This is a genomic window from Pantoea phosphatilytica, assembly GCF_051025615.1.
In the GTDB taxonomy this organism is placed as follows: Bacteria; Pseudomonadota; Gammaproteobacteria; order Enterobacterales; family Enterobacteriaceae; genus Pantoea.
This window is the reverse complement of sequence record NZ_JBPFDF010000005.1, coordinates 1-20509: the sequence shown is the minus strand read 5'-3', so window position 1 is coordinate 20509 and position 20509 is coordinate 1. Positions and strand designations below refer to the sequence as shown.

At 57.7% G+C, this 20509-nt stretch carries 19 protein-coding genes; 16 read left to right on the top strand and 3 right to left on the bottom strand.

Features of this window, described 5'->3' with window-relative positions; genetic code table 11:
• Positions 1–269 precede the first annotated feature (269 nt).
• The 10 genes from udp (at position 270) to tatD (ending at position 9721) form a co-directional block, all read left to right on the top strand.
• On the top strand, positions 270–1031 hold the full coding sequence (udp, locus tag ACR6AS_RS16940) for a uridine phosphorylase (RefSeq protein WP_111139750.1): 762 nt from the start codon (positions 270–272) through the stop codon (positions 1029–1031).
• Positions 1032–1119: 88 nt separating this feature from the next.
• Complete coding sequence (locus tag ACR6AS_RS16935) at positions 1120–2388, top strand: tetratricopeptide repeat protein (RefSeq protein ID WP_434163209.1); 1269 nt, start codon at positions 1120–1122, stop codon at positions 2386–2388.
• 84 nt (positions 2389–2472) lie between these two features.
• A complete protein-coding gene (gene rmuC / locus ACR6AS_RS16930) occupies positions 2473–3972 on the top strand; it encodes a DNA recombination protein RmuC (protein ID WP_367395979.1) in 1500 nt (499 codons plus the stop codon).
• Positions 3973–4047: 75 nt separating this feature from the next.
• Positions 4048–4806, top strand: coding sequence for a bifunctional demethylmenaquinone methyltransferase/2-methoxy-6-polyprenyl-1,4-benzoquinol methylase UbiE (ubiE, locus tag ACR6AS_RS16925; RefSeq protein ID WP_008926452.1), 759 nt, complete (start codon positions 4048–4050; stop codon positions 4804–4806).
• 11 nt (positions 4807–4817) lie between these two features.
• On the top strand, positions 4818–5423 hold the full coding sequence (gene ubiJ / locus ACR6AS_RS16920) for a ubiquinone biosynthesis protein UbiJ (RefSeq protein ID WP_111139769.1): 606 nt from the start codon (positions 4818–4820) through the stop codon (positions 5421–5423).
• On the top strand, positions 5420–7057 hold the full coding sequence (gene ubiB / locus ACR6AS_RS16915; protein ID WP_111139747.1) for a ubiquinone biosynthesis regulatory protein kinase UbiB: 1638 nt from the start codon (positions 5420–5422) through the stop codon (positions 7055–7057). The genes ubiJ and ubiB overlap by 4 nt, the downstream gene beginning before the upstream one ends.
• Before the next feature lie 109 nt (positions 7058–7166).
• A complete protein-coding gene (gene tatA / locus ACR6AS_RS16910; protein ID WP_111139746.1) occupies positions 7167–7421 on the top strand; it encodes a Sec-independent protein translocase subunit TatA in 255 nt (84 codons plus the stop codon).
• A gap of 3 nt (positions 7422–7424) precedes the next feature.
• Positions 7425–8090: a Sec-independent protein translocase protein TatB gene (tatB, locus tag ACR6AS_RS16905; RefSeq protein ID WP_293774106.1), complete on the top strand. Its 666-nt coding sequence runs from the start codon at positions 7425–7427 to the stop codon at positions 8088–8090.
• Entirely contained in the window at positions 8090–8848 is a 759-nt protein-coding gene (gene tatC / locus ACR6AS_RS16900) for a Sec-independent protein translocase subunit TatC (protein ID WP_111139744.1), read from the top strand. The genes tatB and tatC overlap by 1 nt, the downstream gene beginning before the upstream one ends.
• Positions 8849–8938: 90 nt before the next feature.
• A complete protein-coding gene (tatD, locus tag ACR6AS_RS16895) occupies positions 8939–9721 on the top strand; it encodes a 3'-5' ssDNA/RNA exonuclease TatD (protein WP_111139743.1) in 783 nt (260 codons plus the stop codon).
• On the opposite strand, the gene rfaH is transcribed toward tatD, so the two are convergent.
• A complete protein-coding gene (gene rfaH, locus ACR6AS_RS16890; RefSeq protein ID WP_111139742.1) occupies positions 9718–10206 on the bottom strand; it encodes a transcription/translation regulatory transformer protein RfaH in 489 nt (162 codons plus the stop codon). The two genes, tatD and rfaH, sit on opposite strands and share 4 nt — an antisense overlap.
• Before the next feature lie 269 nt (positions 10207–10475).
• Here rfaH and ubiD point away from each other — a divergent pair, with 269 nt between their 5' ends.
• Positions 10476–11960 carry a 4-hydroxy-3-polyprenylbenzoate decarboxylase gene (gene ubiD / locus ACR6AS_RS16885; RefSeq protein WP_111139741.1) on the top strand — a complete coding sequence of 495 codons (1485 nt, stop codon included), beginning with the start codon at positions 10476–10478 and terminating at the stop codon, positions 11958–11960.
• 41 nt (positions 11961–12001) lie between these two features.
• Positions 12002–12703 (top strand): NAD(P)H-flavin reductase, encoded by a 702-nt coding sequence (gene fre / locus ACR6AS_RS16880; RefSeq protein WP_111139740.1) that lies wholly within the window; start codon positions 12002–12004, stop codon positions 12701–12703.
• Between the two features lie 79 nt (positions 12704–12782).
• Here the strand turns inward: fre and fadA are convergent, their stop codons facing one another.
• Positions 12783–13946 (bottom strand): acetyl-CoA C-acyltransferase FadA, encoded by a 1164-nt coding sequence (fadA, locus tag ACR6AS_RS16875; RefSeq protein WP_367395984.1) that lies wholly within the window; start codon positions 13944–13946, stop codon positions 12783–12785.
• Positions 13947–13956: 10 nt separating this feature from the next.
• Positions 13957–16140, bottom strand: a complete 2184-nt coding sequence (gene fadB / locus ACR6AS_RS16870; protein ID WP_293774113.1) for a fatty acid oxidation complex subunit alpha FadB — start codon at positions 16138–16140, stop codon at positions 13957–13959.
• A gap of 186 nt (positions 16141–16326) precedes the next feature.
• Between fadB and pepQ the strand changes: the two genes are divergently transcribed.
• Genes pepQ through hemG form a run of 4 tightly spaced genes read left to right on the top strand, consistent with a single transcriptional unit; the run spans position 16327 to position 20309 of the window.
• Positions 16327–17658: a Xaa-Pro dipeptidase gene (pepQ, locus tag ACR6AS_RS16865; RefSeq protein ID WP_111139737.1), complete on the top strand. Its 1332-nt coding sequence runs from the start codon at positions 16327–16329 to the stop codon at positions 17656–17658.
• A gap of 1 nt (position 17659) precedes the next feature.
• On the top strand, positions 17660–18277 hold the full coding sequence (locus tag ACR6AS_RS16860) for an IMPACT family protein (RefSeq protein ID WP_434163203.1): 618 nt from the start codon (positions 17660–17662) through the stop codon (positions 18275–18277).
• 29 nt (positions 18278–18306) lie between these two features.
• A complete protein-coding gene (gene trkH, locus ACR6AS_RS16855; RefSeq protein ID WP_111139735.1) occupies positions 18307–19758 on the top strand; it encodes a Trk system potassium transporter TrkH in 1452 nt (483 codons plus the stop codon).
• A gap of 17 nt (positions 19759–19775) precedes the next feature.
• Complete coding sequence (hemG, locus tag ACR6AS_RS16850) at positions 19776–20309, top strand: menaquinone-dependent protoporphyrinogen IX dehydrogenase (RefSeq protein WP_111139734.1); 534 nt, start codon at positions 19776–19778, stop codon at positions 20307–20309.
• Positions 20310–20509 lie beyond the last annotated feature (200 nt).

The following is a 20509-nucleotide window of genomic DNA, read 5'->3' as shown; positions in this document are numbered from 1 at the left end:
AACTATAGCCTGGCTGTAAACCGCGCGCGCCAGGTGCCGGGCCACAGGGTCAGCAGCGAATACAATCCTCCCACTCTTTAACATTGCGCTAACGCTGGCACAGCCTCGCTGCGCACAGTCCCGGTAAAGAAGATGTATTTATGTGATGGTTATCTCAATTTGAATTCTGAAAAATGTAACTTTCATTTTCTTAAGTGAAAGCTGTCACATATTTATCGGGCGTGCTGACGTAAAGTGGCGCAATACTTTCCCTTAACAGGAGTCTGAAAATGACACAGTCTGACGTTTTCCATCTGGGCCTGACTAAAGCCGACCTGCAGGGCGCTACACTGGCGATTGTGCCCGGCGATCCGGAGCGCGTGAAGAAAATTGCCGGACTGATGGAAGATGCCACGCATCTCGCCTCACATCGTGAATTTACCTCCTGGCTGGCAAAACTGGATGGCAAGCCCGTTGTCGTCTGCTCCACCGGCATCGGTGGTCCTTCCACCTCCATTGCGGTTGAAGAGCTGGCGCAGCTTGGTGTGCGGACCTTCCTGCGCGTCGGCACCACGGGCGCGATCCAGCCTCATATCAACGTCGGCGATGTACTGGTGACAACGGCGTCGGTTCGCCTGGACGGTGCCAGCCTGCACTTCGCACCGATGGAGTTCCCGGCAGTGGCCGATTTCAGTTGCACCACGGCCCTGGTCGCGGCCGCAGAAGCCTGTGGCGCGAAGACCCATATTGGCATCACCGCTTCCTCTGACACTTTCTATCCGGGCCAGGAGCGTTACGACACCGTTTCAGGACGGGTAGTCAGTCGCTTCAAAGGATCGATGAAGGAGTGGCAGGAGATGGGCGTCCTCAACTATGAGATGGAATCCGCTACACTGTTAACCATGTGCGCCAGCCAGGGTCTGCGAGCCGGCATGGTGGCGGGCGTGATTGTGAACCGTACTCAGAAAGAGATCCCGGATGCGGTCACGATGAAACAGACAGAAAGTGACGCAGTGAAGATTGTGGTCGAAGCGGCGCGTCGCTTGCTGTAACGGTCGCGTCAGGCAGCAGGTTTTCCGGGCCCGGAACCTGCTGCTGGTCGTTAACGGCGCGTAGCATCAGTAGAACCTGAGGATGTTTATGCGCCCTACCTTTCCTGCCCGACGTCCTGCCCCTGGCCTCAATCCCGCCGCACTTCATGCGCGGCTGGAACGCTGTGCCGAACGTTTCCGCGCCGCCATGCAACAGGGCGACTATGCGCTGGCCGCCCGCTGCTGTGAAGAGGTGCTGCGGTCAATGCCGAATCAGATGCAGGTTCTGAGCGACTATGCTCTCTGCCTGCTGCGTCTGGGCCAGCATGCCAAAGCGTACAAAACCTATCAGAAGATCCTTCAGTCGCCACCTGCGGTGCAGGCCACCGCCTCCGAAACCTGGCTGGATGGCTTAACCGAAGTGTGCGGCTGGCTGAATAAACGCGAGGAGGTAGCGCAGTATGGGCTGGCCTCGCTGATGCGCTCGGATGCGCGTTTCAGTCAGGGGCAGCGCGCAGCGTTTCCGGCCCCGCAGCCCGAACCCGCCGATCTCAGCCAGCCAGAGCAGAACGTTATCGCCTTCTCTCTGTATGGCGATCAGCCTCGCTACTGTGAAACCTTAATTAAAAACGTGGAAGTGGCACCGGCGCTCTATCCCGGCTGGAGCTGTCTTATCTATCTCGACGACAGCGTGCCGCAGCATGTCTGGCAGCGTCTGGATCAGCCACACGTCAGGCTGATCGATATGTCGCACGAGAAAACGCTCTATCCAACCCTGTGGCGTTTTCTGGTGCTCGACGATCCGCAGGTGAAACGCTTTATCGTGCGCGATGCCGACTCGCTGCTCTCGGAGCGGGAAGCCGCAGCGGTTAACGCCTGGCTCGCCTCGCCTTACTGGTTCCACCATATGCGTGATTACTTCTCGCATACCGAACTGCTGCTGGCGGGCATGTGGGGCGGCTGTCACGGCGTCTTCCGGGACGTGGAGCAGGCGATGCGCGATTTCATTGCGCAGTATCAGGGGAGCCAGCGCTTCACCGACCAGTATTTCCTGAAGGTGGCGCTATGGCCGACGGTGCGTGAAAGTCTTCTGAGCCACGATGAAATTTTCCATTTTCATCAGGCCCGTCCCTGGCCTGACCATGCCCCCGTACGCTGGCAGACGCCCCATTTCCATGTGGGCAGCAATGCCGGGTTTGCCAGTATGACCGGTAAATCGGCGGCGGCGGATGGCAGCCGCCAGCGCGTTGCAATCACCGCCGGAGAGAGGACCTGGCACTATCTGGCGCAGGTCAGCAAGGGCGAGTGGCAGCTGCCCATGCCGTTCTTTCTCATCGACGAGTGGCAGGCGGGAAGGCTACTGGTAGCGGCTCTCTAAAGCGCTGAATCCCGGTAAAATTATCTGGACATTCATACAGTGCGACTCTACCTTTTCCCTCAGCAGCCTGAGTCGGGGGAAATCATGGATCAGCATATTATCATCAGCGCCTGTCTGGCGCTTGCCGGGGCGGGGATTGGCTGGATGCTGGCACAGTTACGTGCCGGTCATCTGGTTGCCCGTTTTCAGACCGAGCGTCGTCTGCTGGAGGAGGCGCAACAGCGTCAGCAGCAGCAGATCGATCAGCTTCAGCAGCAGGCGCAGCAGCGCGAGCAGGAGCTGCGTCAGCTTCACGGCGCGCTGAGCGGGGCCACCGAGCGGCTGCAGCAGCTCGATTACTGGCGTAACGAAAGCGAACAGCTTAATCGCGAACTGCGCAATCAGCTGGAGGTGAACAGCGCGCAGGAAGCGGAGCTGCGCGAAGTGACCATTCGTCTGGAAGAGACCCGCTACGCCGCAGAAGAGAAACAGCGCCTGCTGACCAACAGCGAACAGCGTCTCAGCGCCCAGTTTGAAAACCTTGCCAACCGTATTTTCGAAAACAGCGGCCGTCGCGTTGATGAACAGAACCGTCAGAGCCTGAACGGGCTGATCGGCCCGCTGCGTGAGCAGCTGGATGGCTTCCGTCGACAGGTGCATGAAAGCTTTGGCGCAGAGGCGCGCGAGCGCCATACCCTGACCCACGAAATCCGCCAGCTGCAGCAGCTGAATGCGCAGATGGCGCAGGAGGCGCTTAACCTGACGAAGGCGCTGAAGGGCGACAACAAAATCCAGGGTAACTGGGGGGAAGTGGTACTGAGCCGGGTGCTGGAAGCCTCCGGGCTGCGGGAAGGTTACGAATATGAAACGCAGGTCAGCATCCAGTCAGAACAGCAGGGCAGGATGCAGCCGGATGTGATTGTGCGTCTGCCGCAGGGCAAGGATGTGGTGGTGGACGCCAAGATGACGCTGGTGGCCTATGAGCGTTATTTCAATGCAGAGGATGAAATCGCCCGTGAGCAGGCGATTCAGGAGCATGTCAGCGCCATGCGCGCGCACATCCGCCTGCTGAGCCGAAAAGATTATCAGCAGCTTCCCGGCTTGCGGTCGCTGGATTATGTGCTGATGTTTATTCCGGTGGAGCCCGCCTTTCTGCTGGCGATTGACCGGCAGCCTGAACTGATTAGCGAGGCGCTGCAGCAGAATATTATGCTGGTCAGCCCCACTACGCTGCTGGTGGCGCTGCGCACCATTAACAATCTGTGGCGCTATGAGCACCAGAGCCGCAATGCCCAGCGGATAGCCGATCGGGCGGCGCGGCTCTACGACAAGATGCGGCTCTTCGTGGATGATATGAGCGGGATCGGCCATAGCCTGGATAAGGCTCAGAACAGCTACCGCGAGGCGATGAAAAAGCTGGCAGAAGGGCGCGGTAACCTGATTGCCCAGAGCGAGGGATTCCGGGCGCTGGGCGTGGAGATCAAACGCCCCATCAACCCGCAATTAGCCGAACGCGCCATGCCGGAAAACCGGCTGGAAGAGGAGGCCGATGAGGAGAGGGAGGGGGAGGAGCGTGAGCCGCGTGTGAGACGCCTCCACGAATAGTATGGGCGCAACGTGCCTGACTTCCGTGACTCTGATACACTTCGGGAAGTATTGTTTGTGGAGCAGGTAAAACCGATGGCAGATGAATCACAGCAGGAAACCACCCATTTTGGCTTTCAGACGGTCGCCAAAAGCGAAAAAGCGGACAAAGTTGCGGACGTATTTCACTCCGTAGCCGCAAAATATGACCTGATGAACGATTTGATGTCGTTTGGCGTCCATCGCATCTGGAAGCGTTTTACCATTGACAGCAGCGGCGTACGTCGCGGTCAGCGCGTGCTGGACCTGGCGGGCGGAACCGGCGATCTGACGGCGAAATTCTCGCGTCTGGTCGGCGAAACGGGTCAGGTTGTTCTGGCCGATATCAACAGCTCCATGCTGAAGATGGGCCGCGAAAAGCTGCGCAATCAGGGCGTGGTTGGCAATGTCAGTTACGTGCAGGCCAACGCAGAAGCGCTGCCATTCCCCGATAACTATTTCGACTGCATCACCATCTCTTTTGGCCTGCGCAACGTCACGGAAAAAGAGAAGGCGCTGGCCTCGATGTTCCGCGTCCTTAAGCCAGGTGGACGCCTGCTGGTGCTGGAGTTCTCTAAGCCCGTGCTGGATCCGCTGAGCAAGGCGTATGACGCCTACTCATTCCATATTCTGCCGCGCATTGGACAGCTGGTGGCGCAGGATGCAGAGAGCTATCGCTATCTGGCCGAATCGATCCGTATGCATCCCGATCAGGAGACCCTGAAAGCGATGATGAACGATGTTGGCTTTGAAAATACCACTTACTCCAATATGACCGGCGGCATCGTGGCGCTGCATCGTGGATTTAAGTTCTGAGTGAGATGGTCATGAACCTGACGCCCTTGATTACCGCAGGCCTGGAAACGGCGCTGAACCGTATTCTTTATCGCGATCGCGGCCTGAAATCAGCGCGGCAACGCCTGAATGGCAGAGTACTGACGCTGCGCCTGAAAGAGTTCTCTCATCCGCTGGTGCTGGTGTTCAGTGAACAGCAGCTCGATGTGCTGGCTGACTGGCAGGATCGCAGCGACTGCACGGTGATCACGTCGCTGAAAACCCTGCCGAAGCTGCGCGATCGCCAGCAGCTGACGCCGCTGATCCGCAGCGGTGAGCTGCAGGTCGACGGCGACCTGCAGGTCGTGCAGCAGTTCTCTGCGCTGATGGATCTGGCGGAGCTGGATCCGGCAGAATATCTGGCGCCCTGGGTCGGCGATATCGCTGCGCAGGGCATCAGTCAGCGCTCACAACAGGCTTTGCGCTTTTTCAGAGGTGAAGTGCAGCGTCGCCAGGATTATCTCGGACAGGCCATCACGGAAGAGTGGCGTGTTGCGCCTGGCTCGCTGGAGTTAGCCTGGTTTTCTGAGGAGGTCGATGCGATGGAACGTTCGCTTGAGGCGCTTGATGCGCGTCTGGCGCAGCTGGAGGCAAAATGAGTTTTGGAGAGATCCGCCGCTTATATCTGATCATGAAGGTGTTTCTGACCTATGGCCTTGATGAACTGATCCCTCAGACACGCCTTACTTTCCTGTTCCGCCTGTGGCGTCGCTCTGTTTTCTGGATCCCTAACCTGCATCAGCATGAACCGGTCGGTGCCCGTATGCGCATGGCAATGGAGCAACTGGGTCCGGTCTGGATCAAGTTTGGCCAGATGCTGTCAACCCGCCGGGATCTCTTCCCGCCGCTGATCGCCGATCAGCTTGCCATCCTGCAGGACCGTGTCGCGCCCTTTGATGGCGTCAAAGCCAAAGCACAGATTGAAGCCTCTATGGGTGCGCCGATTGAAACCTGGTTTGACGATTTTGACATCAAACCGCTGGCGTCAGCCTCTATCGCGCAGGTGCACACCGCCACGCTCAAATCGAACGGTAAGGCCGTGGTGATCAAAGTGATCCGCCCAGACATTCTGCCGGTGATCAAAGCGGACATGAAGCTGATCTATCGTCTGGCTCGCTGGGTGCCGCGTCTGCTGCCGGATGGCCGTCGTCTGCGTCCGGTCGAGGTGGTGCGCGACTATGAGAAAACCCTGCTGGATGAGCTGAACCTGCTGCGTGAAGCCGCCAACGCGATTCAGCTGCGCCGGAACTTCGAAGACAGCCGCATGCTCTATGTGCCGGAAGTCTATTCCGACTACTGCAGCGAAACCATGATGGTCATGGAGCGCATCTACGGGATCCCGATTTCTGATGTGGCGACCCTGGAGCGACATGGCGTCAACATGAAGCTGCTGGCGGAACGTGGCGTGCAGGTCTTCTTCACCCAGGTTTTCCGCGACAGTTTCTTCCATGCCGACATGCATCCGGGCAACATTTTTGTCAGCTATGAACATCCTGAAGACCCGCAATATATCGGTATCGACTGCGGGATTGTGGGGTCGCTGAACAAGGAAGATAAGCGCTATCTGGCGGAAAACTTTATCGCCTTCTTCAACCGCGACTATCGCAAGGTAGCGGAGCTGCATGTGGATTCCGGCTGGGTGCCGCCTGATACCAACGTGGAAGATTTCGAATTTGCGATTCGCACCGTCTGTGAACCGATTTTTGAAAAGCCGCTGGCTGAAATCTCCTTCGGGCATGTGCTGCTGAACCTGTTTAACACGGCCCGTCGCTTTAATATGGAAGTGCAGCCGCAGCTGGTGCTGCTGCAGAAAACGCTGCTCTACGTGGAAGGCATTGGCCGTCAGCTCTATCCCCAGCTTGACCTGTGGAAGACGGCGAAGCCATTCCTGGAGGAGTGGATCAAGGATCAGGTGGGACTCTCCGCGCTGGTGCGGGCGGTTAAAGAGAAAGCGCCATTCTGGGCTGAAAAGTTACCCGAGCTGCCCGAACTCTTTTACGACAGCATGCGTCAGCACAAACTTCTGCGCCACAGCGTCGATAAATTAGTGGGCGATCTGAATGTGCAGCGCGTCCGTCATCATCAGGCGCGTTACCTGTTTGGTGTCGGAGCCACACTGCTGTTAAGCGGAACAGCGGTTCTGCTCGCCAGGCCGGACTGGGACTTCTTTCCGGCGGTGCTGATGGCGGCGGGAATCGTCTCCTGGGTTATCGGCTGGCGTAAGACAAACTGATTGTCACGTCTGGCTAAAAAAAGGTAATGTCGCTGGTTCAGGCCCGGCTAAGAAGGGCTCGCTGTGGTGCATTACCTCATCATTTTCATAGAACATCAGAGGCTATCTCATGGGCGGTATCAGTATCTGGCAATTGTTAATCATTGCCGTGATTGTTGTACTTCTGTTCGGTACCAACAAGTTACGTAATCTGGGGTCAGATTTAGGTTCGTCGATTCGTGGTTTCAAAAAAGCCATGAGCGATGAAGATGACAAAAAGGATCAACCGAAAGATCAGGACGCTGACTTCGCGGCGAAAACGCTGGCGGACAAACAGCCCACGTCGGCTAACAAAGAAGAAGCCAAGAACGACAAGCAGGTGTAAACCGTGTTCGATATTGGTTTTAGTGAACTGGTTTTGGTGTTCGTTATCGGGCTGATTGTTCTCGGCCCGCAACGTTTACCGGTTGCGGTGAAAACCGTGGTCGGCTGGATCCGGGCGATTCGTTCGCTGGCAGCCAATGTACAACATGAACTGGCGCAGGAGCTGAAGCTGCAGGAGCTGCAGGACAGCCTGAAAAAGGTGGAAGAGGCGAGCCGCGGCACTCTCTCCCCTGAGCTGAAAGAGTCGATGGAAGAGCTGCGTAAAACCGCGGATTCAATGAAGCGCTCGGTCAGTCAGAGCATCGACATTGAAAAAGAGGAAGACGAGGCTAACACCATCCATTCTGCCCGGCACAACGCCACGCCACCGCCGGCCGCTGAGCCTGCGGCAACTCCGGCGACGGCAGAACAGCAGGCCAGCGCACCCGCGCAGGCACCCGCTGCGGTGTCCGCCGATCCGGCTGTGCACGGCTCTGCTGCCCCTTCCGGTGCAGCAAGCGCACCCGCGCAGGCACCGGCTGCGGCTTCCTCCGATCCGGCTGCGCACGGCTCTGCTGCCTCTTCCGGTACGGCCAGCGCACCCGCGCAGGCGCCCGCTGGCGATGTGGTCAGAACGGCTGATGCCGGGCGTCCTGCCGCACCCTCCTCTTCTGCAGGTGATGAACGATAATGGCCGTTGAAGATACCCAACCGCTCATCAGTCATCTGATTGAGCTGCGTAAGCGATTACTGAACTGCATCATCGCCGTCTTAGCCATTTTTCTGGTGCTGGTTTTCTTCGCCAACGACATCTATCAGCTGATTGCGGCCCCGTTAATCAGCCAGATGCCGGTCGGCTCCAGCATGATTGCGACCGATGTGGCTTCGCCTTTTTTCACCCCGATTAAGCTGACCATCATTGTGTCGGTGTTTCTTGCGGTGCCGGTGATCCTCTATCAGGTCTGGGCCTTTGTCGCCCCGGCGCTATACCGGCATGAACGCCGGCTGGTGATGCCGCTGCTGTTTTCCAGCACCTTTCTGTTCTACTTCGGTGTGGCCTTTGCCTATTTCGTGGTCTTCCCGCTGGCATTTGGCTTCTTCACCAAGACCGCGCCGATTGGCGTCACCGTCGCGACAGATATCGCCAAGTATCTCGATTTTGTCATGACGCTGTTTATGGCCTTTGGTGTGGCGTTTGAGGTGCCGGTGGCGATCGTGCTGCTCTGCTGGACCGGCATTACCAGCCCGGAAGATTTGAAAAAGAAACGTCCCTATATTCTGGTGGGCGCGTTTGTGGTTGGGATGTTGCTCACACCGCCGGACGTTTTTTCCCAAACTTTGCTCGCTATTCCGATGTACTGCCTGTTTGAAGTCGGCGTATTCTTTTCCCGTTACTACGTGGGTAAAGGCCGCCGCTTGCAGGATGAGGAAGAGAACACCGACTCCTGACGCTGACACTCTTACCCGCCCTGGCGGGAAGCGATCGCTGCAAACCGCCCTGATGGGCGGTTTTTTGTTTTATAAACTGTGGGAAAAATTATGTTTGATATCGGTGTAAACCTGACCAGCACGCAATTCGCCGCCGATCGGCAAAAGGTGGTTAAACGCGCGCGTGATGCGGGCGTCACCGGGATGCTGATTACCGGCACCAACGCGCTGGAGAGCCAGCAGGCGCAGCGGCTGGCTGAAGATCAACCGGGTTTCTGCTGGTCCACCGCGGGCGTTCACCCGCATCACGCCAGCGAGTGGTCTGCGGAAATCGCCAGTACCCTGCGTCGTCTGGCGGAAAAACCGGAAGTAGTGGCTATCGGTGAGTGCGGACTCGATTTCAACCGCAACCTCTCCGCGCATGAGCAGCAGGAGTATGCGTTTGACGCGCAGCTGGCGCTGGCGGCCGAACTCAATATGCCGGTGTTTCTGCACTGCCGCGAAGCCCATGCGCGTTTTGCCGCAGTCCTGGCCCCCTGGCTGCCAAAACTGCCTGGCGCGGTGATCCACTGCTTTACCGGCACGCGCGATGAGCTGGAAGCCTGTCTGGCGATGGGCTTATCGGTAGGGATTACGGGCTGGGTATGCGACGAACGACGGGGGCTGGAACTGCGTGAGCTGCTGCCGCTGATCCCGGCCGACCGTCTGCTGCTGGAGACGGATGCGCCCTATCTGCTGCCGCGCGATATGCGTCCGCGTCCGACCTCGCGCCGCAACGAGCCCTGCTTTTTACCGCATATTGTGAATCAGGTAGCAACCTGGCGTGGCGAGAGTGCTGAGGCGCTGGCGGTCCGTGTCGATCAGAATGCGCGGACGCTGTTCAGACTGGCTTAAACTTTACGGAACTGCTTGTTATCGACGCTGCGCATCACCTGCTTGTTCAGCAGATTGAGCAGCAGAATTGAGCGCGTTTCACCATCCGGTTCAGCAAAGATGGCGCGCAGCCCCTCAAACGTACCTTCTGTGATCACCACTTCATCGCCGCTTTGAGGGGTTTCCGGGTCGAGCAGGATTTGCGGGACGTCGGTTTCCAGCGCTTCGATCACGGCCGTCGGCACCGTGGCAGGCGTGGTGCCGAAGCGCACAAAGTGGCTGACGCCGCGCGTGCTGCTGATCGTCGTCGTGTGAATCGCTTCGGGATCGAACTCGATAAACAGGTAATTAGGAAACAGAGGCTCACTCACGGTGGTGCGTTTACCGCGCACGATCTTTTCCAGAGCGATCATCGGACTCAGGCAATGCACTTCCTGCCGCTCCAGATGCTCCTTCGCGCGTAATAGCTGTCCACGTTTGCAATAGAGTAAGTACCAGGATTCCATAACTGCTCCCATCGAATGGACGCTAAGAATAGCAAACCTGCTGCCAGAGTTATAGCGCAGGGGCAGCGTAAAGCGTCCCCTGGTGAAAATAAACTGAGACTTTTCTTAACCTGCCGGATCATGGCAGAAACCGCGACGGAAAATTGACGTCTGCTACCGCTCTGTATCAGACTCGATAACCATCACGGCGGCTGTCGTATAAACCTCAGCATATCCGCCTAATCAGACCTATAATGGCCGATTCACTCTGGCCGGAAAGTTAAAGCCGCATGAAATATCACGATTTAAGAGACTTTCTCGCGCTGCTCGAACAGCGTGGTGAGCTAAAGCGCATTACCCAGTCGATCGATCCCGAACTGGAGATGACTGAAATTGCCGACCGCACCCTGCGTGCCGGTGGCCCCGCTCTGCTGTTTGAAAACCCGAAAGGGTATGACATGCCGGTGCTGTGCAACCTGTTTGGCACGCCAAAGCGCGTGGCCATGGGCATGGGCCAGGAGGATGTCAGCGCCCTGCGCGAAGTGGGTAAGCTGCTGGCCTTTCTGAAAGAGCCGGAACCGCCAAGAGGTTTCCGCGATCTGTTCGACAAGATGCCGCAGTTTAAGCAGGTGCTGAATATGCCGACTAAACGGCTGCGTAATGCCCCCTGTCAGGAGGTGGTGTTCAGCGGCGATGAGGTCGATCTGACGCGTATCCCGGTGATGCGGTGCTGGCCGGGCGATGCGGCTCCGCTGATTACCTGGGGTCTGACCGTGACGCGCGGACCGCACAAAGAGCGGCAGAATCTCGGCATCTATCGCCAGCAGGTGATAGGCAAAAACCGGCTGATTATGCGCTGGCTGTCGCACCGTGGCGGCGCGCTGGATTATCTGGAGTGGACAAAAGCGCATCCGGGCGAGCGTTTTCCGGTGTCTGTGGCGCTGGGTGCTGATCCCGCCACTATCCTTGGTGCCGTGACGCCGGTACCGGATACCCTGTCGGAATATGCCTTTGCCGGTCTGCTGCGCGGTAACAAAACCGAAGTGGTGAAGTGTCTGTCGAACAACCTCGAAGTGCCCGCCAGCGCGGAGATTGTGCTCGAAGGGTATATCGAAGCGGGGGATATGGCCCCTGAAGGCCCTTACGGCGACCACACTGGCTACTACAATGAAGTGGATAGCTTCCCGGTCTTTACCGTCACGCATATTACTCAGCGTCGTCAGGCTATCTATCACTCCACCTACACCGGCCGGCCGCCGGATGAGCCTGCGGTGCTGGGTGTGGCGCTGAATGAAGTGCTGGTGCCGATTCTGGTGAAGCAGTTCCCGGAGATCGTGGACTTCTATCTGCCGCCGGAAGGATGCTCATACCGGCTGGCCGTCGTCACCATTAAAAAGCAGTACGCCGGACACGCCAAACGTGTCATGTTTGGCGTCTGGTCATTTTTACGGCAGTTCATGTACACCAAATTTGTTATTGTGTGTGACGATGATGTTAATGCGCGTGACTGGAACGATGTGATCTGGGCGATTACGACGCGAATGGATCCGGCCCGCGATACGGTATTAGTGGAAAATACCCCGATCGATTATCTCGATTTCGCTTCACCCGTCTCCGGACTGGGGTCGAAGATGGGAATGGATGCAACCAATAAGTGGCCGGGTGAAACGCAGCGCGAATGGGGCACACCCATCGTCAAGGATCCTGCGGTGACCGCGCGCATTGATGCTATCTGGGATGAGCTAGGTATTTTTGATCAGCCGCCACAGCGTTGATGGCGAGCACAACCATAAAGACGACCCGACAGAGGGAACGCATGACAACGTTAAGCTGTAAAGTAACTTCAGTTGAGGCGATTACCGACACGGTCTATCGCGTTCGCCTGATCCCGGAAGCGGAATTCACCTTTCGCGCGGGGCAGTATCTGATGGTAGTGATGGATGAGCGTGACAAGCGTCCCTTCTCACTGGCCTCCACGCCGATGGAAAAAGAGATCATTGAGCTGCACATCGGTGCCTCCGATCTCAATCTCTACGCCATGGCCGTAATGGATCGGATCCGCAACGATCGACAGATCACGGTAGATATCCCGCACGGCGATGCCTGGCTGCGTGAAGAGAGCCGCAAGCCGCTGATTCTGATCGCCGGTGGCACCGGTTTCTCCTATGCCCGCTCGATTCTGCTGACGGCGCTGGCGGAACAGCCTGAACGCGATATCGCCATTTACTGGGGCGGACGTGAGCTTAAGCATCTGTACGATCTGGAAGAGCTGGACGCGCTGGCGGTGAAGCATCCTAACCTGAAGGTGATTCCGGTGGTCGAGCAGCCGGAAGCGGGCTGGCAGGGTCGTTCAGGTACGGTCCTGACGGCAGTGATGCAGGACTTCAGCACGCTGAGTGAGCATGAGATCTACATTGCCGGCCGCTTTGAGATGGCGAAGATTGCCCGCGATCGCTTCTGTGCCGAACGTGGTGCCGTGGAGTCACAGATGTATGGCGATGCGTTTGCCTTTATCTGATGCCCGGTAGCGGCCTGCCGCAGCGAGAAAAAACCCGCCGGTAACGGCGGGTAAATCTGACAAAGTAAGACTCAACGTATTACAGACGTTCGAACACGGTGGCGATCCCCTGACCCAGCCCGATACACATCGTGGCCAGACCAAAGCGGGCATCCCGTCGTTCCATAATATTCAGCAGCGTCGTACTGATACGTGCGCCGGAGCAGCCGAGCGGATGGCCCAGCGCGATCGCGCCGCCGTTCAGATTGACCTTCTCATCCATCATCTCCAGCAAACCCAGATCTTTGATGCAGGGCAGTGTCTGCGCGGCAAAAGCTTCGTTCAGCTCAAAGATATCAATATCGCTGATGCTCAGTCCTGCCCGTTTCAGTGCCAGCTTGCTTGCCGGTACCGGCCCGTAGCCCATGATCGACGGATCGCAGCCTGTCACCGCCATGCTGCGGATGCGGGCGCGTGGCGTCAGCCCCCATTCCCGGGCGCGTGATTCGCTCATCACCAGCATCGCGGCCGCGCCATCTGACAGCGCGGACGAGGTGCCGGCCGTGACGGTGCCATTGACCGGATCAAATGCCGGTTTCAGTGCGGCAAGGCCTTCGGCACTGGTCTCCTCGCGGATCACCTCATCGAACGTATAGCGTTTAAGGATGCCGTCGCTGTCATGGCCATAGGTCGCGACAATCTCATTTGCAAAGTCCCCGCGCTGTGTCGCCTGCCAGGCTCGCTGATGGGAGCGCAGGGCAAACGCATCCTGCTGCTCACGACTGATGTGATGCATACGCGCCAGCATTTCGGCGGTTAAGCCCATCATGCCCGCCGCTTTCGCCACGGTGCGACCCAGGCCAGGATGAAAATCGACGCCGTGATTCATCGGCACATGCCCCATATGCTCCACGCCACCAATCAGGCAGCACTGCGCATCACCGACCATAATGGCGCGGGCCGCATCGTGCAGCGCCTGCATGGAGGAGCCACATAAGCGGTTAACGGTCGTAGCGGGCACCGAATGGGGTATTTCGGCCAGCAGCGCGGCATTACGCGCGATATTAAATCCCTGTTCCAGCGTCTGCTGAACGCAGCCCCAGACGATATCGTCCAGCGATGCCGGATCCACCGCCGGGTTGCGGCTCAGGATTTCGCGCATCAGATGCGCAGAGAGATCTTCAGCACGCACATGACGAAAGGCGCCGCCTTTTGAGCGGCCCATCGGGGTGCGTACCGCATCAACAATCACCACATTTTCCATTTTTATGCCCTCAGGCGCTTTTCAGCGCAGCTTCGTCAATCGGTTTGGCAGCGGGATACCAGCTTTCATGCTGATGGGCTTTCTGGACCAAGAGCGCGGGCAGGGTGTACAGGCCACCGAGCGCGCTGTAGCGCCGTGCCTGATCGACGACGTTACTGTTGCCCAGCGTGTCGAGGTAGCGGAAAGCTCCGCCACGGAAAGGCGGGAAGCCGAGACCGTAAACCAGCGCCATATCGGCTTCAGCAGGCGAAGCGATAATCTTCTCTTCCAGGCAGCGCACGACCTCATTCAACATCGGCAGCATCATGCGGTTCAGGATCTCTTCATCGCTGAAGACCCGTGCGGGCTGGCAGACCTGCAGCAGCAGCGTATCCACCTCTGCATCCGGCACTTTCTTCAGCTTGCCCTTTTTGTCATCTTCCCAGCGCCAGAAGCCTTTGCCATTTTTCTGGCCAAAGCGCCCGGCTTCAAACAGCAGGTCGATCGCATCGCGGTAGTCATGCTTCATACGATCCGGGAAACCCTCTGCCATCACGCTTTGCGCGTGATGCGCGGTATCAATACCGACCACATCCAGCAGCCAGGAGGGGCCCATCGGCCAGCCAAACTGTTTTTCCATCACCTTATCGATCTGGCGGAAGTCGGCGCCGTCGCGCAGCAGCAGGCTGAACGCGGCGAAGTAGGGGAACAGCACGCGGTTAACGAAGAAGCCGGGGCAGTCATTGACCACAATCGGGGTTTTCCCCATCTTACTGGCCCAGGCCACCACTTTACTCAGGGTCGCTTCACTGGTTTTCTCGCCGCGCACCACTTCAACCAGCGGCATACGCGGCACCGGATTAAAGAAGTGCATGCCACAGAAATTTTCCGGGCGCTGCAGCGCCTGAGCCAGCTGGCTGATCGGAATCGTCGAAGTATTGGAGGCGAGAATCGCATCCTCGCGCAGATGCTGTTCGGTTTCAGCCAGCACCCTGGCTTTGACCTGCGGGTTCTCTACCACTGCCTCAACCACCACGTCGGCCTGTTCAAAACCGGCGTAGCTCAGGGTGGGCTGGATGGTGGCGATCACGCTGGCGAGTTTATTACCATCGATTTTACCGCGCGCCAGCAGCTTATTGAGCAACTTGCTGGCTTCGTTCATCCCCAGGGTCAACGCCTGCGGATTAATGTCTTTCATTCTGACCGGCACGCCTTTCCACGCAGACTGGTAGCTGATGCCGCCCCCCATGATGCCTGCGCCCAGTACCGCCGCCTGAGCAGGCGCACCGCTTTCGGCGGCACGCTTTTTCGCCAGGCCTTTAACGTATTGATCGTTGAGAAAGATGCCGACCAGAGCACGCGCCTCATCAGACTGCGCCAGCGGCACAAACGCGGCGTTTTCAAGCTTCAGTGCATCATCGCGGCCCAGCGTGGCCGCCGCTTCGATGGTTTTGACTGCCATCAGCGGAGCGGGATAGTGCTTACCGGCAGTCTGCATCACCATGGCTTTGGCAATCGTAAAACTCATGGCCGCCTCGATCGGGCTGAGTTTTAACGGGGCCAGTTTTGGCGCACGGCGCGCCCGCCAGCTGCCATCGCTGGCCGCGGCTTTGAGCATGGTGATGCCCGCCTCGCGCAGTTTGTCGCGGGCAACCACCGCATCGACCAGACCGAGCTTAAGGGCTGCGGCCCCGTCGACATCTTTGCCGGCGGCGATGATCTCCAGTGCGCTGTCAGCCCCCAGCAGGCGCGGCAACCTGACGCTGCCACCAAAGCCGGGCATGATGCCGAGTTTTGTCTCCGGCAGACCGATGCGGGCGTCCGCAGTAGCGATACGCAGATCGGTGGCCAGCACGCATTCACAGCCACCGCCCAGCGCATAGCCGTCAATGGCACACAGGGTCGGCACCGGAAGATCTTCCAGACGATTGAAGATGCTGTTGGCGTAGCTCAGCCACTGGCTCAGCTTTTCGGTCGGGGCATCAAACAGCGAGAGAAACTCGGTGATGTCCGCGCCGACAATAAAGGCGGGTTTAGCGGAGCTCAGCAGCAGGCCGCGCAGATCGGGCTGCTGTTCCAGCACGGCGATCGCCTCGCCCAGACTGGCGACAGTCTGCGTATCAAGCTTGTTGACCGAGCCGGTAGCGTCAAAAACCAGCTCGGCGATGCCATCGTCCAGCCAGTGAAGAGTAAGGTTAGCGCCTTGGTAGAGCATGTGCGTCTCCTGAAACCGCGAAAGGTGATCTGGTCATACCAGATGATCGTGAGTGTGGGAGTGATGTTAATTTTTTGCAAACCGCTCTTTGCTTATTTGCTAACAAGATCACAGCTGCGTCGACTTCGTCATCTGTGCAAGGGGTATGCTAAACTGCGGCCATTTCGCGACACTGGAGAGACGTCAATGGATTCACTGAAGACCTTGTATCACGCGCATATCGCCACGTTGCAACAACGGGCGCAGCAGGTGCTGGCACGCAATAAACTGGATGCCATGTTGATCCATTCCGGTGAATTGTTGACGGTGTTTCTGGATGATCACACCTATCCCTTTAAGGTGAATCCCCAGTTTAAAGCCTGGGTTCCGGTGACGCAGGTTCCCAACTGCTGGTTATGGATCGACGGCGTAAACAAACCGAAACTCTGGTTCTACTCGCCGGTGGATTACTGGCATAACGTGGAGCCGCTGCCGGATAGCTTCTGGACGAAAGATGTTGACGTTGTCGGTCTGAAAAATGCAGAGGAGATTGGGCAGCTGCTGCCTGCTAAGCGCGATAACGTCGCCTATATCGGGCCGGTCAGCGCGCGTGCCACCCAGCTCGGCATCGCCTCAGACAATATCAACCCCAAAGCGGTTATCGACTTCCTGCACTTCCACCGCAGCATCAAAACAGATTATGAGCTGGCCTGTATGCGCCAGGCGCAGAAGCTGGCGGTTGCGGGCCATCGTGCAGCGAAAGAAGCCTTTTCGGCGGGCTTAAGCGAGTTCGACATCAATCAGGCCTATCTGACCGCGACCGGGCACCGCGACACCGATGTGCCCTACGGCAATATCATTGCGCTGAATGAACACGCCGCAGTGCTGCACTACACCCGACTGGACCATCAGCCGCCTGCGAAGCGCCACAGCTTCCTGATTGATGCCGGTGCCGAGTATCTGGGCTATGCCGCCGATCTGACCCGCAGCTATGCTGCGCAGAGCAGTTCGCTCTATGCCAGAATGGTGGAGGCGATGAATGCTGAAGAGCTGGCCCTGATCGCCACGCTGAAACCGGGCGTACGTTACACCGATTATCACCTCCAGATGCACCATCGTATTGCGAAGATGTTGCTGAAGTTCGAGCTGGTCCGGGGAATAAGTGAAGAGGCGCTGGTGGCTGAGGATCTGACCGGGCCGTTTATGCCGCACGGTCTGGGGCATCCTCTGGGTCTGCAGGTACACGATGTGGCCGGTTTCATGCAGGATGAGCAGGGCACCCACCTGGCGGCGCCCGCGCAGTATCCTTATCTTCGCTGCACGCGTGTGCTGCAGCCGGGCATGGTCTTAACCATCGAGCCGGGCTTCTATATTATTGACTCGCTACTGGCACCGCTGCGCGAAGGACGTTTCAGTCAGCACTTCAACTGGCAGGCGATCGATGCGCTGCGGCCTTATGGCGGCATTCGTATCGAGGATAACGTGGTGATCCATGCGCATCGCGTTGAGAACATGACCCGCGATCTGCATCTGGCCTGATATGGAGGCTTTTGATATTCCCGCTGTGCCCGTGAGCAGCAGTGAAGAGACGATCAAGAAGAGTCGCTTCATTACGCTGCTGGCGCACACCGAGGGAGCAGAGGCGGCGCGTGCTTTTGTTCAGCAGGTGAAAAGCGAGCATCCTGCCGCCCGGCATCACTGCTGGGCCTGGGTGGCGGGCGCGCCGGATGATTCTCAGCAGCTCGGCTTTTCCGATGATGGTGAGCCGTCGGGCACGGCGGGAAAACCGATGCTGGCGCAACTGATGGGCGCCGGTATTGGCGAGATTACCGCTGTGGTGGTGCGCTATTACGGCGGCATTATGCTGGGAACCGGCGGCCTGGTGAAAGCGTATGGCGGCGGTGTCCAGCAGGGCCTTAAGCAGTTGCCACGACAGCGCAAAGTGCCAATGAAGTTCTTCACTCTGCAATGTGACTATCCGCAGCTGAGTGATATCGAACGGCTGGTACAGCGTTTCGACGCTAAGGTGACGGAGAGCGACTTTCAGGATCGTATCGCGTTGACACTGGCCGTGCCTTACGGGCAGATCGACGGATTCAAAAAAAATCTGTCAGACTTTAGTCGGGGAGCGTTATCGCTCGTCCCGCTCACACCCTGATCTTCATCTTTTTTTAAAGGAACGGCTGAATGCACTTTCGCGCCATTACCCGCATAGTCGGTCTGCTGGTGATCCTCTTTTCAGTGACGATGATTTTGCCTGGCCTGGTCGCCTTGATTTATCGCGATGGTGCAGGACGGGCGTTTAGCCAGACCTTTATGATGGCGCTGGTGATTGGCTCGCTGCTGTGGTGGCCGAACCGCAAAAAGAAAACCGAGCTCAAGCCGCGGGAAGGGTTTCTGATCGTCGTGCTGTTCTGGACGGTGCTGGGCAGCGTGGGGGCGATGCCCTTTATCTTTGCCGAGCAGCCGCACCTTTCGGTGACGGACGCCTTCTTTGAATCTTTCTCCGGTCTGACGACCACCGGTGCCACGACGCTGGTGGGGCTGGACTCGCTGCCTAAAGCGATCCTCTTCTATCGGCAGATGCTGCAGTGGCTGGGCGGGATGGGGATCATCGTGTTAGCCGTGGCGATCCTGCCAATTCTGGGGGTCGGCGGCATGCAGCTCTATCGTGCTGAGATGCCGGGGCCATTAAAAGATAACAAGATGCGGCCACGTATTGCCGAGACAGCCAAAACACTCTGGCTGATCTACGTCCTTCTGACCGTAGCCTGTGCGCTGGCGTTGTGGCTGGCGGGCATGCCAGCGTTCGATGCCATCGGTCACAGTTTCTCGACCATCGCTATCGGCGGCTTCTCAACCCACGATGCCAGCATCGGCTATTTTAACAGTGGCACCATCAACACTATCGTGGCGGTGTTTCTGCTGATCTCCGGCTGTAACTACGGCCTGCACTTTGCCATGTTCAGCGGACGCAATCCGCGCGTCTACTGGCGCGACCCTGAGTTCCGCATGTTCATTGGCGTGCAGCTGACGCTGGTGCTGATCTGCACGCTGGTGCTCTGGTTCCATCATGTTTACTCGGATGGCTGGCAAACGCTGAACCAGGCCTTTTTCCAGGTGGTTTCGATGGCCACGACGGCGGGGTTCACTACCGACAGCATCTCACGCTGGCCGCTGTTCCTGCCGGTTCTGCTGTTGTGCTCTGCCTTTATCGGCGGATGTGCCGGCTCTACCGGCGGTGGCCTGAAGGTGATCCGCATCCTGCTGCTGTGCAAGCAGGGCAACCGTGAGCTTAAACGTCTGGTTCACCCGAATGCGGTTTACACCATTAAGCTGGGCAATCGTGCGCTGCCGGAACGCATCCTTGAAGCCGTGTGGGGATTCTTCTCGGCGTATGCGCTGGTGTTCCTGGTCAGTATGCTGGCGATCATCGCCACGGGCGTAGATGACTTCTCGGCTTTCGCCGCTGTTGCCGCCACCCTGAACAACCTTGGGCCAGGCTTAGGCGTGGTCGCCGATAACTTCACTTCAATGAATGACGTAGCGAAATGGATATTGATCTCGACTATGTTATTCGGACGCCTCGAGGTATTCACCTTGCTGGTGCTGTTCACGCCGACATTCTGGCGTGAATAATTAATAAGGATGCTGATATGAAAGCGCTGATTCTCTATTCGACCCGTGACGGACAAACGCAGAAGATTGCCGCTTCGCTTGCTGAAGCGATCCGTCCGCAGCAACCCTGTGACCTGATGAACATTCAGGATGCACCTCAGCCTGTATGGGCAGACTACGATCGCGTGCTGATCGGCGCCTCCATCCGCTACGGTCATTTTCAGCCGGTCGTCGACACATTTGTGAAGCAACATCTTCAGGCGCTTCAGCAGCGTACCAGCGGATTCTTCTCGGTGAACCTGACGGCGCGTAAACCGGAGAAACGTTCTCCCGAGACGAATGCCTATACCCGGAAGTTTCTGGCGGCTTCACCGTGGCAGCCCGATTGCTGCGCCGTGTTCGCAGGGGCGCTCTACTATCCGCGTTATCGCTGGTTTGATCGGGTTATGATTCAATTAATTATGCGGATGACCGGTGGAGAAACCGATTCAACGAAAGAAGTCGAGTACACAGACTGGGCGCAGGTCCGTGCTTTTGCTCAGGAATTTGCACAGTTACCAGGCAAATCGTAGCGAAATAACGCGATTTGATGAAAATTACCTCGAACGGTAATCTTTTTGCAATAAACGCTTGTCAGGCCGCGCGAACTCCCTATAATGCGCCTCCATCAACACGGCACACCGGCAACGGGAAGCGCGTTGAAGGCACAGGAGACTGCGCCGCCGGAGAAAACTTCTGAAAAAAGAGGTTGACTCTGAAGGAGGAAAGCGTA